The 14983-nt window shown below is 54.4% G+C and carries 16 protein-coding genes; 1 reads left to right on the plus strand and 15 read right to left on the minus strand.

The genetic code is table 11. The features are described 5' to 3' along the window. Window positions 1–15: 15 nt before the first annotated feature. The 13 genes from TMES_RS00420 to TMES_RS00480 form a co-directional block, all read right to left on the minus strand. On the minus strand, window positions 16–972 hold the full coding sequence (locus TMES_RS00420; RefSeq protein WP_085579715.1) for a FecR family protein: 957 nt from the start codon (window positions 970–972) through the stop codon (window positions 16–18). Window positions 973–1085: 113 nt separating this feature from the next. After that, window positions 1086–1595, minus strand: coding sequence for an RNA polymerase sigma factor (locus tag TMES_RS00425; protein ID WP_245835139.1), 510 nt, complete (start codon window positions 1593–1595; stop codon window positions 1086–1088). A gap of 321 nt (window positions 1596–1916) precedes the next feature. Beyond that, window positions 1917–2642, minus strand: a complete 726-nt coding sequence (trmB, locus tag TMES_RS00430; protein WP_085578392.1) for a tRNA (guanosine(46)-N7)-methyltransferase TrmB — start codon at window positions 2640–2642, stop codon at window positions 1917–1919. A 109-nt stretch (window positions 2643–2751) separates the two neighbouring features. Next, a complete protein-coding gene (metK, locus tag TMES_RS00435; protein WP_085578394.1) occupies window positions 2752–3927 on the minus strand; it encodes a methionine adenosyltransferase in 1176 nt (391 codons plus the stop codon). Between the two features lie 336 nt (window positions 3928–4263). Continuing rightward, entirely contained in the window at window positions 4264–4776 is a 513-nt protein-coding gene (locus TMES_RS00440; RefSeq protein ID WP_425444034.1) for a helix-turn-helix domain-containing protein, read from the minus strand. Between the two features lie 72 nt (window positions 4777–4848). Then, window positions 4849–6432 (minus strand): apolipoprotein N-acyltransferase, encoded by a 1584-nt coding sequence (lnt, locus tag TMES_RS00445; RefSeq protein WP_085578396.1) that lies wholly within the window; start codon window positions 6430–6432, stop codon window positions 4849–4851. Beyond that, window positions 6429–7403 (minus strand): hemolysin family protein, encoded by a 975-nt coding sequence (locus TMES_RS00450; protein ID WP_085578398.1) that lies wholly within the window; start codon window positions 7401–7403, stop codon window positions 6429–6431. Before TMES_RS00450 ends, lnt begins: the two co-directional genes overlap by 4 nt. Continuing rightward, window positions 7400–7969, minus strand: a complete 570-nt coding sequence (gene ybeY / locus TMES_RS00455; RefSeq protein ID WP_085578400.1) for an rRNA maturation RNase YbeY — start codon at window positions 7967–7969, stop codon at window positions 7400–7402. The genes TMES_RS00450 and ybeY overlap by 4 nt, the downstream gene beginning before the upstream one ends. Further along, on the minus strand, window positions 7953–9074 hold the full coding sequence (locus tag TMES_RS00460) for a PhoH family protein (RefSeq protein WP_143589492.1): 1122 nt from the start codon (window positions 9072–9074) through the stop codon (window positions 7953–7955). Before TMES_RS00460 ends, ybeY begins: the two co-directional genes overlap by 17 nt. Then, a complete protein-coding gene (gene miaB / locus TMES_RS00465) occupies window positions 9071–10450 on the minus strand; it encodes a tRNA (N6-isopentenyl adenosine(37)-C2)-methylthiotransferase MiaB (RefSeq protein ID WP_281253439.1) in 1380 nt (459 codons plus the stop codon). The genes TMES_RS00460 and miaB overlap by 4 nt, the downstream gene beginning before the upstream one ends. Window positions 10451–10615: 165 nt before the next feature. After that, window positions 10616–11461 (minus strand): lysophospholipid acyltransferase family protein, encoded by an 846-nt coding sequence (locus TMES_RS00470; protein ID WP_245835140.1) that lies wholly within the window; start codon window positions 11459–11461, stop codon window positions 10616–10618. Between the two features lie 32 nt (window positions 11462–11493). Then, complete coding sequence (gene olsB / locus TMES_RS00475; protein WP_085578406.1) at window positions 11494–12282, minus strand: l-ornithine N(alpha)-acyltransferase; 789 nt, start codon at window positions 12280–12282, stop codon at window positions 11494–11496. 163 nt (window positions 12283–12445) lie between these two features. Next, the gene (locus TMES_RS00480) at window positions 12446–12868 is read right to left on the minus strand and encodes a Fur family transcriptional regulator (RefSeq protein ID WP_085578408.1); all 423 of its coding nucleotides are present in this window, start codon (window positions 12866–12868) and stop codon (window positions 12446–12448) included. A gap of 185 nt (window positions 12869–13053) precedes the next feature. On the opposite strand from TMES_RS00480, the gene TMES_RS00485 reads away from it, so the two are divergent. Further along, on the plus strand, window positions 13054–13311 hold the full coding sequence (locus TMES_RS00485) for a sulfurtransferase TusA family protein (RefSeq protein WP_085578410.1): 258 nt from the start codon (window positions 13054–13056) through the stop codon (window positions 13309–13311). 168 nt (window positions 13312–13479) lie between these two features. On the opposite strand, the gene TMES_RS00490 is transcribed toward TMES_RS00485, so the two are convergent. Both TMES_RS00490 and tsaB read right to left on the minus strand, forming a co-directional pair. Then, window positions 13480–13992: a GNAT family N-acetyltransferase gene (locus TMES_RS00490; protein WP_085578412.1), complete on the minus strand. Its 513-nt coding sequence runs from the start codon at window positions 13990–13992 to the stop codon at window positions 13480–13482. 140 nt (window positions 13993–14132) lie between these two features. After that, window positions 14133–14975: a tRNA (adenosine(37)-N6)-threonylcarbamoyltransferase complex dimerization subunit type 1 TsaB gene (gene tsaB / locus TMES_RS00495; protein ID WP_085578415.1), complete on the minus strand. Its 843-nt coding sequence runs from the start codon at window positions 14973–14975 to the stop codon at window positions 14133–14135. Window positions 14976–14983 lie beyond the last annotated feature (8 nt).

Consider the following 14983-nt stretch of genomic DNA (forward strand, 5'->3'; position numbering starts at 1 on the left):
GGCTTTGCCGATCCATCAGGCGTCACGCAAAATGGTCAGATAATCGCCAATCTGATCGACCTCGATCGACAACACTTTACCCACCAGCGGTAAAACATCGGATGTACGATTTAGGTTAACCACCAGCGTCACGGGCCGCTGTTTTAGGGCATCACCCAAAACAATAATCCGTCCCGGATGCCAGCGTTGCAGCACATTTGCGACTTTTTCCAGCGGGTCGCCGACAAAAACCAGCCGACCTTTTCGCCAAGCCAGCCGCATTGCCAGATCGACCTCGTAAGGTGTGCCCAACACGCCATTGTCACAGGAAATGCCATTACCGCCGGTAACATTGCGGGTGCTTTGGTCCGTTTCAACATCAACGGAACCGGTTTGCGTAATGATTTCGCTTTGCCCGTCATAACAGGTGACATCAAACTGTGCCGCGGCAACCGGGCGCACAATGCCACTGGCTGTGCTGACGAAAAAATCACGCCTGCGCCCATCATGCGCAAAAAACACTTCGCCTTCATGCAATGCGACCCCGCTCGCCCCCCTGTCATCCGTCACAAGGGACAATGACGACTGGCTTGCCAGTTCGGCCTGCACGCCGTCCATTACTGTAATTTTGCGCCGCGTACCTTTGACAGTGCGAAAATCGGCAAAGGGATGATGGGGCAAAACATCGCCATACCAGCCCGCAGCCCCGACAAGCACAGCCGCCAACCCGGCACCGAGAAAAGCCCGTCGCCCTGTCTTGTTATGTGCGCCCAAATTCTGATGGGCCAAATTCAGGCTGGAAGTCCCGGTCCACAGATGCTCTATCTCCAGAAAGGCGCGATGATGTGCCGGGTCAGACGCGATCCAGCAGGCGAAATTCTCGCGGTCATGTTCGGACTCGGTCCCATCAAGCAACAGCGCGAACCAGTAAATCGCCTGTTCCAATGCACTGCTTCCATGTTGATTTTTCGCGATGACGTCGCTTGAATCCATGATCTGGCTGTTCCGCTTTGCAAAATAAAAGCCGCCGCAATATGCGCATGCGCGCAAATACACCGGGTCACTTTTATATGACGAACCGGCATGTCTGATATCTGATCAAAAAATCAGTTTTTTTCGCCCATGTCGGTTGCTTCCTTAACCAGGGTTAAGGCACGCACCATGCGGCTAAAGGCGGTTTGCGGCGGAATCCCCAGTTTTTCGCCAATCTCGACATAAGTTTGCCCCTCCAGCCGGGCGAGGATGAAAACATCACGCAAGGGGGCGGGCAAGGCGTTCAGGGCATTTTGCAATTGGCGCAATTCCTGGCGCGACCACACAATCTGGTCGGGCAGGGGGGCATCACTGGCCACAAATTCCAGGCTTTTTTCCGAATCCGGGACAAACCTTAAAATCCGTTCGCGACGGAAATGGTCAATTACCAGATTTTGCGCCGTGCGATACAAATAAGCCTGCGCATATTTGACATCGGGCAATGAAGGCGTGGTGACAACACGCAGGAACGTATCCTGGACAATGTCATCTGCTGTGTACCAGGCCAGCTTGCGTTTCTGCACAAAATGCCGCAAGCGCACCTGATATTGCCGGAACAGTTGATTGATATCCCAATGGGTCACGAGCCTGACCTTTGAAACGAACCCGCGTTCAGGCGTTCCGGCTTTATAATCCGGAACAACGCGGTAATGTCATATCAGCGATCCAAAACAGATATCGCATATGAAACTCATTCTCAATAAAAACTTGGCCCTACCGGCACGGTAATGTTGTTTTCCCACAAAAGACCGCGCTGGTTTCGCAGGGCTCACAATGCCCGGCGATGGTCAGGCACCAAAACCGGACGTATCCCACATTCTCAAAACCAAAAGCCCCTTGCGTGTCACAAAGGGCTTGGGGGACGGCGTGATATAAACCGGACTGGAACGGTAACGGTGGGGTCGTTAAGCGTCAGGGACTGAGCGATTTTTACGGCAAAAGCGCAAATAATTGCATTTTTTGCCCTGACGCAGCGCCTTTTGCTCGTAACGGGTTTTAACCCAGTCTTGCGGCGGGATACGCCAGTCATCGGGGCTTTCGGCCAGCCATTCAAAATCGGGGTGATTATGCAAATGCTGCAGCGTCCAGGAAATATATTGCATATCATCGCTGGCAACCCGAAATTCACCGCCATCTTTTAACAACCGCGCCAGCAAGGCGAGGTTTTTCGGCCCGACAAACCGGCGTTCGGCATGGCGCTTTTTCGGCCACGGATCAGGAAACAGCAAAAACACCCGGTCAAAACAGGCATCGCGCAATTTATACAAAAGCGGGCGCGAATCATCGGGTACCACGCGCACATTTTGCAATTGCCGGTTGCCAATATGGCGGATCAGGCTGCCGACACCATCCATATAAGGTTCACAGCCAATAATACCAACATCGGGGTTGGCTTCCGCCTGGCCTGCCAGATGTTCACCGCCGCCAAAACCGATTTCCAGCCACAGCTGAGATCGATCCGGGGCAAAGTATGACTGCGGGTCAACACCTGCCTGCTCGGGATATTCGATTGCCAGTTTGGGCAACAAATCATCCATCAGCGTCTGGCGCGATGCCTTCGGCGGGCGGCTGCCACGGCGGCCATAAAAATTCGGGCGGTCTGGTGTCGGGATCGGTCTGTTGCTACGCATGACTTATCTGGCAATTAAAAATGCAAAACGGGCGGCCCTGCTAGGCCGCCCGCCTCATAACATGTCTGATGGTTTTGGCAAATCACCTAATCAGGCCGCTTTGGCAATATTAAGCACCAAAAGCAGATTTGAGTTCGCCCACCAGATCGGTCTTTTCCCACGAGAAGAACCCGCCTTCTTCCGGCTGGCGGCCAAAATGACCATAAGCCGAGGTTGGCGTGTAAATCGGCGCACACAGATTAAGGTGTTCACGAATGCCACGCGGGCTCAGATCCATCAGTTCGCGCAGAACCCTGGCCAGTTTCACTTCGTCAACGTCACCGGTTTCATGCGTGTTAACATATAATGATAACGGCTTTGAAACACCAATCGCATAGGCAACCTGCAAGGTGCATTTGCTGGCAAGGCCCGCTGCAACAACGTTTTTCGCCAAATAGCGCGCGGCATATGCTGCCGAACGGTCAACCTTCGTCGGGTCTTTGCCCGAAAAAGCACCGCCGCCATGCGGGGCCGCCCCGCCATACGTATCAACAATGATCTTGCGCCCGGTTACACCGGCATCGCCATCCGGCCCGCCAATGACAAAACGGCCCGTCGGGTTGATGTAGATTTCATCTTCCGGCGGCAACCAGCCCTCGGGCAAGGCTTGCGCGATATAGGGCAATACGGCAGCCCGGACATCATCCTGGCTATAGCCATCATGATGCTGGGTTGACACCACAACCGATGTTGCGCCAACCGGCTTGCCATCGACATAGCGCAAGGTAACCTGGCTTTTGGCGTCGGGGCCAAAAACGGCTGATTTGCCAGAATGACGATCTTCGGCCATGTGGCGCAAAATCCGGTGCGAAAACTGGATCGGGGCGGGCATCAGTTCGTCGGTTTCATCACAGGCATAACCGAACATAATGCCCTGGTCGCCAGCGCCAAGGTCTTTATTGTCCCTGGAATCAACACCCTGGGCAATATCAACCGACTGTTCGTGAACGTGACACGAGATTTCAGCGGTTTTCCAGCTAAAGCCTTCCTGATCATAACCAATGGCGCGAATGGCTTCGCGTGCGGCGTCAATCATGGTTTGGTCATTGGCAACACTGGACGGACCACGAACTTCGCCAGCAAGGACCACGCGGTTGGTGGTTGCCAGCGTTTCCACCGCCACGCGGGCATCAGGGTCGGCCGCCAGAAAGGCATCAACGATCGAGTCGGAAATACGATCACAAACCTTGTCAGGATGACCTTCCGACACGGATTCGCTCGTAAACAGATATTCTTTATGAGACATATAAAACCTTCTCCGGTGAAAAGGGAGTTTCCAAAAACTGGACCGGAGGGCCGTGATACGAACGTATCGATCAGCGCCCACTTAGCCTTTTTTTACGTGGTGGCAAGCGGTCCAAATCCGTCCACGTCATCAACATGTCATATCCCATCACAGGAAATCACCCAAGCATTTTACGTCCAAAGGGTCAGAAAAATATCAAACAACGATCATTTCCAAAACCGGAAGTAAGTCGTTTATGCCCAAGGCGCAATGGCTTGCATAAAAAAACGCATCCGGAAAATTGCCCGAATGCGTTTAAAGATCGTGTCAGTTCCAACGTCGCCAGACGTAGTTACGTCACTTTGCCGGGTCTTTGCTGCCGCTCTCATCAGGAGCCACAACGATACCCATGGCTTTAACCAGCTCGAAAACACGTTTGCGCTGAACCGGATCAGTAATGCGATAATAGGCACGCACCAGTTCCAGGGTTTCGCGACGGTTCATCGGATCGTTATCAAACGGATCCGGGCTTTCCGACATTTCGCGACGCTCGTGAACCGATTTCGTTGAAATCGCATCCGGCATATCGTCAAAAAAGAACGAAACCGGCACTTCAAGCACACGCGACAAATCATACAGGCGCGATGCACCCACACGGTTGGCACCACGTTCGTATTTTTGTACCTGCTGAAAGGTCAGGCCAATGGCCTCACCCAGTTTTTCCTGGCTCATACCCAGCAAAGTCCGGCGCAAACGCACCCGGGCCCCAACATGAATATCCACAGGGTTCGGTTTTCCGGTGGCCGTGCGGCCACGGCCACGACCGCGGGTATTCTTTACAACCATCACACTGTCATCCTTCGGCGACATCGTCTTGTCCTTCTTAAACTCCGACCTGCCGCCCTATTCTTATGGGGGACACTTTTGGGGCGGTCCGGTAAACTATTTTTCCGTTCCGAGGGATTTGCGAAACCGCTGATATCCCAATACGAGAACGAACACTAGCAACACAATACCGTAAAATGGTATATCGCGCCACAAATAATATACCGTAGTATGGTTTTTACCATCCAAAAGGGGAGTTATGAGAATTCCCTGTTTGGTTAGGGGGAGTATAGCCTGTTTACGGCCATAGGAATCAAAAACAGCCGATACGCCAGTATAGGCCGCCCGAACCAGCGGAACACCTTCTTCAACCGCACGGTAACGGGCCGCAGCCAAATGCTGATAAGGCCCCGCACTATGTCCAAACCAGCCATCATTGGTTACATTTAACAACCAGGACGGGCGGTCATTGTCGTCGGTCACAGCACCGGGGAAAATAATTTCATAACATACTAACGGCGAAAACGACGGGATATTCTTTACATGCAAGGTTGCTGCCCCGTGTCCCGACGAAAAGTCGGTGCGACCGGCTGTCAGCTTGGGAAACGGCAGGATCGCGCGAAAAGGAACATATTCCCCGAACGGCACCAGGTGGAACTTGTCGAAGGTTGCAACAATACGGCCCTGGTCATTAATGACCTGCACCGAATTCCAGACCTGAAATTCGTCACTGTCACGCGGAAAGGTCCGTGGCGCGCCGGTAATCAAAATATCGCCCGGCCCCAGTATGTCGGCCATCATCGCCCGACGACCGGGATCGGTTTCAACAAAAAATGTCGCCGCTGTTTCCGGCCAGATCACGATGCGTTTGCGCCCGAGCGGCAGATCAGCCGGACGCCGCGACATCGAAAGCAATTTTCGAAAATGCTGGTCTTGCAGGGATTTTTCCCATTTTTCCGACTGGGGAATATTGGGTTGCACAATTTGCAAAATCGGTGCGTCCGCCGGGGCATCGGCAAGGGTTACATCGGCCGCCGGCAAGCCGGCCAAATGCCACGCGCCGCCGCCCCACAAACCTGCCGCAATCAAAACCCCGCACACGGCTAGAACCTTGCCCGGGCGTCCGGCAATCCACAGGGCAGGCAGGGTCGCAAACAGCGCCGTAACCGCACTTAATCCGTACACCCCGATCACCGATGCCAGTTGCATCGGGGCGGGGTCAATCGCCCAGACATGGCCAAGCAAATTCCACGGAAAACCGGTCAGCACATGACCACGGGCAAACTCGGCAATCGCCCAGAAGGACGCCAGCAAAAAGGCCCGTGCTATCCGCCCGTGACCCAATTGCCAACTGGCCCATACCGCAATCATCGGAAAAAGCGCCAGCCCGCCCGCCAGCCCCAACAGGGCAAAGGGGATCATCCAGCCATAAATCTCGGGCTGAACCAGAAACGCATGCGCGATCCAGTAAAACCCGACGGCAAAATGCCCGGTACCAAACCACCAGCCCGCCGCAAGCGCGCTTTTGCGGGTTTTAACCCCGTCAAGCGACCATAACAGAACCGCAAAGCCCAATGGCAACGCAGGAATTAAAAAGAAAGGCGGCAAAGCCAAAACTGCTGCCGCCCCCGCGAAAAGCCACGTCAAACGCCGTGGCCAGCCATCCATGCCAGCCAGACGTTTGGCCAAGCGATCAATCATTTTGGGATTTCCTGCGAAATTTCCCCTCCCGGCTGGGAAGGATCGGGACGGTGCAAGTGAATGCGTACCCGGCGCACCCGGCGCGGATCGGCATCAAGCACTTCAAACTGCAAGCCTAACGGATGTTCAATCAATTCGCCGCGCGCCGGAACCCGCCCGGCCAGCGAAAACACCAACCCGCCCAGCGTATCAATATCCTCGTCTTCTTCATCATCTAGCAGGCCAAAGCCCAGCTTTTCCTCAAGATCCTCGACTTCATAGCGCGCATCGGCCACAAAACAGCCATCCGAAAGCCGGATCAGTTTCGGCGTCTGGTCAATGTCATGTTCATCATCAATCTCGCCGACAATTTCCTCGACCAGATCCTCGATGGTGATCAAACCGTCAATGCCGCCAAATTCATCGACCACCAGCGCCATATGCGTGCGCGACAGCCGCATTTCCGACAGCAGGTCCAAAACACGGATCGCCGGGGAAACAAACAGAACCCGACGCAAAAGCGCACTAAGCCGATATTCCCGCCCCGCCGCATGGCACGCCAGCACATCCTTGATATGGACCATACCGGCAATATCATCGAGCGTATCGCCATAAACCGGCAAACGTGAATGCGCCTTGGTCACCATTTCGGTCACCAGGTCGGGCAAGGTGATTTTTTTTGGCACCGCCACAATATCGGCCCGCGGGATCATAACGTCCTCGGCGGTCATATCGCGCAGCGCGATGATGTTTTCAAACAGGGAACGTTCATGCAGCGAAACCGGTTCGTCGTCTTCTTCGGTTCGCTCCGCCAGTTCTTCAAGGGTATCGCTTAGCGACGCTTCGCCGTTGCGAGACCGCGTCTTGCGCAATCCCATGGCAGAGGCGACATTTCCCCAAAACGAGGCACCATCTGCTTCTTCCTGCAACTCCCCGCCAAAGCGGGGCGTGATACTGTCCTTATCTTCGTCACGTTCACTTATGTCGTTCATTGTCCTGTTTCGACATCCTGATCTTCGATTGGGGCATAGGGATCATCTATTCCCATCCCGGCAAGAATATGGCGCTCCAATTGCTCCATATGTTCGGCTTCATCATCAACCATATGATCATAACCGACAAGATGAAGTGTGCCATGTGCCGATAAATGTATCAGATGATGCAAAAGCGGCTTGTTTTGCTCGGCCGCTTCGCGCTGGCAAGTTTCCCGGGCAATTAAAATATCCCCCAGCATTAACGGCATATCGGGGGCCATATCAAATTCGCTGGCCCCGTCATCACTTTCAAGGGCGGCAAAGGACAACACATTGGTCGGCGCATCCTTGCCGCGATAATCGCGGTTTAGCACACGCACACTGGCATCGTCGGTCAGGGTAACGCTGATTTCAATCATCATCACCTGATCCAGCAACGATTTTTCGTCGTCCTCGTCCCACAGCGCACCGTCATGGGCGGCGGCGACCAATGCGGCTTCTACGGCACCACGAATGGCGATGGCCTCGTCATCGGACCAGTCGCCCGCCTCGATGGCAACATCGAGATCAAGCTGTGCTGTCATCACCGGCCTTTTCGCGCACTTCGCGGTCACCATGTCCCTGACGATAACTTTTACCAATGCGTTCGCGCAGGGCATCGGCCTCGTCATAGGCCTGCACAATGCGGGTCACCATGGCATGGCGCACCACATCGCGCTGGTCAAACTTCACCCGGCCAACCCCTTCAACCGTATCAAGCGTTTCCATCGCATCGCGCAAACCCGATTTCACCCCGGAGGGCAAATCGATCTGGGTAATATCGCCCGTTACCACCATGCGTGATCCTTCGCCCAGCCGGGTCAGGAACATTTTCATCTGCATCGGGGTGGTATTTTGGGCCTCATCAAGAATAACAAAGGCATGCGACAAGGTCCGCCCGCGCATAAACGCCAGCGGGGCGACTTCAATTTCACCGCGTTCCATGCGCTTGATCACAACATCCCCTGGCAGGGTGTCGTGCAACGCATCATAAAGCGGGCGCAAATAGGGATCGACCTTGTCTTTCAAATCACCTGGCAAAAAGCCCAGATGTTCACCGGCTTCAACCGCCGGGCGCGACAGAACAATACGGTCGACCTGGCCCTGGGTCAGCATCTGTACCGCCATCGCCACCGCAAGATAGGTCTTGCCTGTGCCCGCCGGGCCAATGCCAAACACCAGTTCATGTTCCAGCATGGCTTTCACATAATCTTTCTGGCGTTTGGATCGCGGCGAAATGCGACGTTTTTTGGTCTGAATCACCAGTTCCGAGCCGCCAAACATATTGGCTGTCGGGGCGGCAGGATCATCCCACGGGTTGCCTTCATCGGGTTCGGACAGCCGAATGGCAGCATCGACCGTTTCAACATCAACCCGGTCAATTTCGTGATCGCGCAAACGGGCATAAAGCTGCGATAAAACCGTTTTCGCCTGGCTGACCTTTTGCGGCGCACCGCGCACAACAACAATCGATCCCCGGCTGGAAATTTCGGTACCGGTCCCTTCGGCAAGACGCACCAGATTTTGCGCCTGTGGCCCGTAAAGCAGCTGGGACAGGGCGTTATCGCCAAATTCTATCTGATCAGTATCAAGCGGAGTCTGTTTTTGTTTCTTGATCGGGCTCTTGGCCTTTTCAGTGGTAGCACTCACGCAACATTCCTTTCCGAACTGCCATCTTCTACCAGTTCCCCCGCCAGGGAGAACGGCTTGGCAGCTGTAATTTTCAAACGCACGACACGGCCCAGATCGGCCTTCGTCAGGCCGTCCACATGAACCGGCTGCATATAGGGGCTGCGCCCCACAATCTGGCCTTCAAACTTGCCAATCCGGTCCAGCAGCACATCCATTTCGCGGCCAACGCAGCTTTGGTTAAAGGCCAGCTGCTGTTCAGCCAGCAGGTCCTGCAACCGGGCCAGACGGTCCGCCTTGACCTCCTCGGGTACCTGCAATTCCATGGCTGACGCCGGTGTGCCGGGACGGGGGCTGTATTTAAAGCTGAAAGTCTGGATGAAGCCGACCTGGCGCACCAGATCCAGCGTATCTTCGAAATCCTTTTCCGACTCGCCGGGAAACCCGACAATAAAGTCGGACGACAACGCCAGATCGGGCTGGGCTTCGCGGAAGCGTTTGACAATGTCGAAATAGGTTTCGCGGTCGTGCTTGCGGTTCATGGCCTGCAAAATACGGTTCGATCCTGACTGAACCGGCAAGTGCAAAAACGGCATCACCTTGGGCAAATCGCGATGGGCAAAAATCAGGTCGTCATCCACATCGCGCGGATGCGATGTAATATAACGAATGCGTTCCAGCCCGTCGATCTCGGACAATTCGCGCAGCAAGCGCCCTAATGTCCATTCATCACCGTCCGGTCCGGCACCGTGATAGGCATTCACATTTTGCCCCAGCAAGGTAATTTCACACGTACCATGCGCCACAATCTGGCGGGTTTCGGTGATAATATCCATGCCCGGGCGCGAATATTCCGCGCCGCGGGTATAGGGCACCACACAGAAGGTGCAAAATTTGTCACAGCCTTCCTGAATGGCGATAAAGGCCGAATATCCGCGCTTGGAAACCTGGGCGGGCAAATGGTCGAATTTTTCCTCGACCGGGAAATCGGTATCAATGATCCGGTCATTGCCAATGGCACGGTTGGCACGCGCCACCATTTCGGGCAGGCGATGATAGGTTTGCGGCCCGAAAACCATATCGACAATCGGTTCACGACGCATCAGTTCGGCACCCTCGGCCTGGGCAACACACCCGGCGACGGCGACGATCATCTTATCGATCCCGTTGGCTTCCTTGGCTTTTTTATGTTTGCGGATCCGGCCCAGATCGGAAAAAACCTTTTCGGCGGCTTTTTCACGAATATGGCAGGTATTGAGGATAACCATATCCGCACCGGCGGCCTCGTCGACCGGCTCATAGCCCAGCGGGGCCAGCACATCTTGCATGCGCTGGCTGTCATAGACATTCATCTGGCAGCCATAGGTCTTCACAAAAAGCTTTTTCGTCGCGCTCACTTTAATGATCCGTTCCGCTCGTTTCATACGCCGAAAGCGGCGTGAAACTCACGCCGCATCTCGAACATCTTTTATATCTGAGATGAGGTGGCACAATTTTGCGATCATGCAACCCGTTTTTCGGCGAAACGGAAAAAAAGCCAACATCGCGATGCGCTGGAAAATTCAGCCAAACAGGCGGAAATCTTCAAAAACGACCGCCAGCGGCGAGCACCCGATCAAATCCCCCGGACGCTTTGTGTCGAGAAGCGGTACCGAGGCACCGTGATTTGCGCCGGTCAATGCCGCCTGATGCCCCTGAATAACCAGAGACTCGCATCTGCGGGCCATTTCCTTGCGCGATCCTGCCTGCGCCAGCGTCATCGGCGGATGAATAACCACTTCCACCGTAACCTTGCCGAGGGCGAGAAACTGCCACAAATGCGGCGCCAAGTCCATATCCCCGTACCAGGAATAAAATGCCCGCAAATCCCGGCCCATCGGTGCCCCGTCCAAACGGGTGGCTGCAATCGAAACCGGCTGGATTTTCACCTGTGATCCATCGGGCAAAACGCTTTCGGCCACACCAAACAATGTCGATTTGAACGGCAAGATACGGTTGCCGTCATTACTGGTCCCTTCGGGAAACAGGATCAGCTTGTGCCCGCTGGCCAGGCGCTGGCTGATCTGGTCGGTTTGTTCACGCGCCCGCACCGGCCGCCGTTCAACAAAGGTGCTGCGCTGCAGCTTGGCCAACAGGCCAAATATCGGCCAGCTTGCCACTTCCTTTTTGGCAATAAAGCTGCCTTTGGTCATTGCACCCAATATCGGAATATCAAGATAGGACGCATGATTGGCCACCAGAACGCCCCCCCCTTCGATCAGGGGTTCACCGGAAAGCCGCACTTCGATATGCATGATTTTCAGGCATAGCGCGTGGTAAAAACGCGGTAAATCGTCTGCCAGCTTCAAATTAAAGGCAACCGCCACCATTTGAACCGGGATCAGCGAAAAAGTCAGTAAGGCATACATCAGCAGCCTTATAGCGGCACAGGGATAGCAGGTCACGATACCCTCGCGGTCCGTTCATAATGCTTGTAATAGCGTTCGGTCACTTTTTCGGTCGGCAGCACGATGCAAATATCAGTTGTGTTAAACTGATGATCAACCACCGCCCCGTCGCCAACATAACCGCCCAGCCGCAAATAACCCTTGATCAGGGGCGGCAGGTCACGCAGGGCCTGACGGGCATCGACAGCCTCGATACTGGCGCGCGCCATGCTTTCATAGCGCTCGGCCACGGCCCGCGGGCGCATATCTTCCGGCGCAAGGTGGTTATGATGCAAATAGGTCAAAACATCGCTAAACGCATCAGGGTCGGTGCCATGGAACGAGGCACATCCAAACATCAGCTTGATGTCATATTCAAAAACATAAGCCGCAATCCCCTGCCATAACAGTTGCAGGGTCGGCATGGTGCGATAACCTTCCTCGACACAGGAGCGGCCCAGCTCCATGATCTCGCCGGATTTGACCGTCGAAAGCATCGATTCGATCTGATATTCGTCCGCGCTGTAAAAGCCGCCATTCTGATTGGCAACCGACTGGCGCAACAAACGATAGGTTCCCACAACGCCGTCGGCCCCTTCGCCACGGCTGTGATCGATCACGAGAAGATGGTCGCAAAGCGGATCATAATGATCAAAATCACGTTTGGATTCCGCCATTTCAGCAGTCGGCTGTGCCCCGCGCTCTTCGTAAAAGACCTGGTAACGCAAGCGCTGGCTGGCCAGAATTTCCGCTTCGCTTTGCGCAAGGCGGACTTCCAATCGCTGCTGTCGAACGTCGCTCATCGCAACTCCCTTTCGTTCAGTTACGTTAATCTTGCGCAAGATTAACAATAAGAGCGAGTGAAGGCTTTGTTAAGAACACGTAACAAAAATATGAAAAGCCATCCGCACGTTAACACGGATGGCTTTTTTTTACACCTATTGCGCGCAGACAGCTAGAAAACCGTCATTTCCCGTCTTTAACAGGAACGCCATAAAGCTCCAGTCGATGACCGACCAGCTCGTAGCCAAGCTCGCGGGCGATCTCTTCTTGCAACTTTTCGATCTTTTCGTTCGAAAATTCAATCACCCGCCCCGAACGCATATCGATCAAATGATCATGATGTTCTTCGGTCAGCTCTTCGTAACGCGCACGTCCGTCACCAAAATCGTGCTTCTCAAGAATATCTGCTTCTTCAAACAGACGCACGGTCCGGTAAACGGTGGCGATCGAAATCTTCGGGTCAATTTCAGTGGCCCGACGATACACCAGTTCAACATCCGGGTGATCTTCAGACTCGGACAATACTCTGGCGATCACGCGGCGCTGCCCGGTCATTTTCAGGCCCGCGTCAATGCATTTTTGCTCGATGGTTGATTCTGCCAACATACTCTTGTTCTCGTTTCCGGTTCCGCCTGTCCCCAAGGCCCGCAGGCTACATACGCTCTGAAGCCTCAATATCGAGAAATCCTTGCCTGGTCGCAAGGCCGATTTCACGAAATTAACCCGGGCACCTTGCCGTTTTAATTATATATGGTTACCTCGTCATCAGATGCACCGATTACGAGGATGGAATGTCTAACAGCAGCCAAATTCTAACGCCCGATATCACAATAGATATCACAAACGATGTCTGTCCCATGACTTTCGTCAAAACGCGTCTGAAACTTGAAAAAATGACCCCGGGCCAAATTCTGGAAGTCATCCTCAAGGACGGCGAACCGCTTAAAAATGTTCCGCGTTCAGTAACCGAGATGGGCGACGTCGTTCTGGACCTGACAAAAATGGCAAATGACACCGGCACATACCGGCTGACAATCCGAAAAAACTAGCCGGTCGGGCGTTCTTCACAGGCAAAGGCCGCCAAACCATGGTTCATGCCGGGAATATTATAACAATTTAAAGATCAAGACCACACCCATTATGTGGTTTATTTTACGCCTTATTTCAATGACTTATCAATATTATTGGAAAAATTAAAAACATACCTTCACCGCACATCAAACCCGCTCCATCACCAGCGCATCCATCGCGGGCCCGCCATTGCGCCGGTAATATCCGCGCCGTCGGCCAATTTCAGCAAATCCCGATTTGCGATACAGGGCAATTGCAGCTTCATTGTCGCAGGCCACTTCCAACAGCAAGCGCTCTACACCTTGCTTTTGCAGATGTGAAAACACGTTTTCCATCAAAATATTGCCAACCCCGCGCCGCCGGGCCGCTGGCCCGACAACAATCGTGTTAATTTCCGCTTCACCCACAACGGTTTGAACCAGCACAAACCCCAGCGGAATATCATCCACGGTCGCAGTGCCATCCCCATCCCTATCGTCATGCCCGCTGCCCGGCACAAACGCCAGCAAGCCAAAAGCACCCGGTACATTTAGCAAATCGCAAATGGCATTTTCATCCCAGCAATCGTCAAACCCGGTTTGATGCAAAGCCGCCGCCACCGGCGCAAAGGCCGGGGTCAAGGCAATCACTTCGATGCGGGCGGTTTCATCCATTGCCATCACCTCTTTATCCCTTGCCCGGTCACATCCATTGCACGATACCCGCCTTCACCATCATCTCGCATCGCTCTGCTTCGCGGTCTCTGTCCGCGCAAAAACGCCATCGGGTCGAGTACCTACAACGTTTTGCGCGACCCGGCCTATGTGCCGTCCGGGTCCATACGCTGCAATTTTGCCTGTTTTTCAGCCGCCAGCTCATCCATGCGTTTGGCATCGGGCGCGCGCAAATAAAGCGGCACCGGGGGCAGGTTTTCGCCTTTTTTCCAGCGCTGGGCGGCAATCAGGGCAACATTGCCCGCACGCGGCAAACCCGGTGCCGTTCCGGCAAAAAAGTCACCCCCGCCATTGGCGGCGGCGGTTAATAAACGCGCAGTGGCATCGCCCACTAAAATGGTTGGTCCGGGCGGGGCCAGCATCAGGGCCTGGCGCGGCCCCAGACATTCGGGCGGGCTGATCGGGTTTTTGCGGGCATCAAAAGCCTGGGCAAAAATTTCGTTTCGCTTGCTATCAAGGGCAACCAGAATATTACGGCCCTGATGGTCGCGTTCGCTCACACCATAGGCCACCGCTTCAAGCGAGCTAACACCCAACACCGGAATTTTTCGCGCCAGTCCCAAACCGCGTGCGGTCGACAGGCCAATGCGCATGCCGGTAAAGGCCCCCGGCCCAACGGTAACAGCAATGCCGTCAATATCGGCAAAATCAAGCGCGGCCTCTTGCAGGCTTTTCATAATGAACGGCAAAAGATGCTCGGCCTGTCCGCGCTCCATATTTTCAAACAGCTCGCCTTTAACCTCGCCATTAACCAGAACGGCCGTGGACAGCGAGGTTGATGCCGTATCAATCGCCAGCAGGGTCGGGCCAACAGGTTTTTGGGCACCATCGCCGTCCGCCGGCATTTGCGCCGCGTTGCGATCTGCGCTATGCGATGATTTAACCATCTGCCCGGTCAGCATCTTTTTGATGTAGTCGGTAAACGTCAAGAACAGGG

The sequence above is a fragment of the Thalassospira mesophila genome (assembly GCF_002115755.1).
In the GTDB taxonomy this organism is placed as follows: domain Bacteria; phylum Pseudomonadota; class Alphaproteobacteria; order Rhodospirillales; family Thalassospiraceae; genus Thalassospira; species Thalassospira mesophila.

Excerpts from the sequence above, each read along its gene's own strand:
- trmB (WP_085578392.1), bottom strand. The coding sequence starts at position 2,642 with ATGCGTAGCAACAGACCGATCCCGACACCAGACCGCCCGAATTTTTAT.
- TMES_RS00450 (WP_085578398.1), bottom strand. The coding sequence starts at position 7,403 with ATGAACGACATAAGTGAACGTGACGAAGATAAGGACAGTATCACGCCC.
- metK (WP_085578394.1), bottom strand. The coding sequence starts at position 3,927 with ATGTCTCATAAAGAATATCTGTTTACGAGCGAATCCGTGTCGGAAGGT.
- lnt (WP_085578396.1), bottom strand. The coding sequence starts at position 6,432 with ATGATTGATCGCTTGGCCAAACGTCTGGCTGGCATGGATGGCTGGCCA.
- TMES_RS00490 (WP_085578412.1), bottom strand. The coding sequence starts at position 13,992 with ATGGCAATGGATGAAACCGCCCGCATCGAAGTGATTGCCTTGACCCCG.
- olsB (WP_085578406.1), bottom strand. The coding sequence starts at position 12,282 with ATGAGCGACGTTCGACAGCAGCGATTGGAAGTCCGCCTTGCGCAAAGC.
- TMES_RS00480 (WP_085578408.1), bottom strand. The coding sequence starts at position 12,868 with ATGTTGGCAGAATCAACCATCGAGCAAAAATGCATTGACGCGGGCCTG.
- TMES_RS00485 (WP_085578410.1), top strand. The coding sequence starts at position 13,054 with ATGTCTAACAGCAGCCAAATTCTAACGCCCGATATCACAATAGATATC.
- TMES_RS00440 (WP_425444034.1), bottom strand. The coding sequence starts at position 4,776 with ATGTCGCCGAAGGATGACAGTGTGATGGTTGTAAAGAATACCCGCGGT.
- TMES_RS00470 (WP_245835140.1), bottom strand. The coding sequence starts at position 11,461 with ATGTATGCCTTACTGACTTTTTCGCTGATCCCGGTTCAAATGGTGGCG.
- ybeY (WP_085578400.1), bottom strand. The coding sequence starts at position 7,969 with ATGACAGCACAGCTTGATCTCGATGTTGCCATCGAGGCGGGCGACTGG.
- TMES_RS00420 (WP_085579715.1), bottom strand. The coding sequence starts at position 972 with ATGGATTCAAGCGACGTCATCGCGAAAAATCAACATGGAAGCAGTGCA.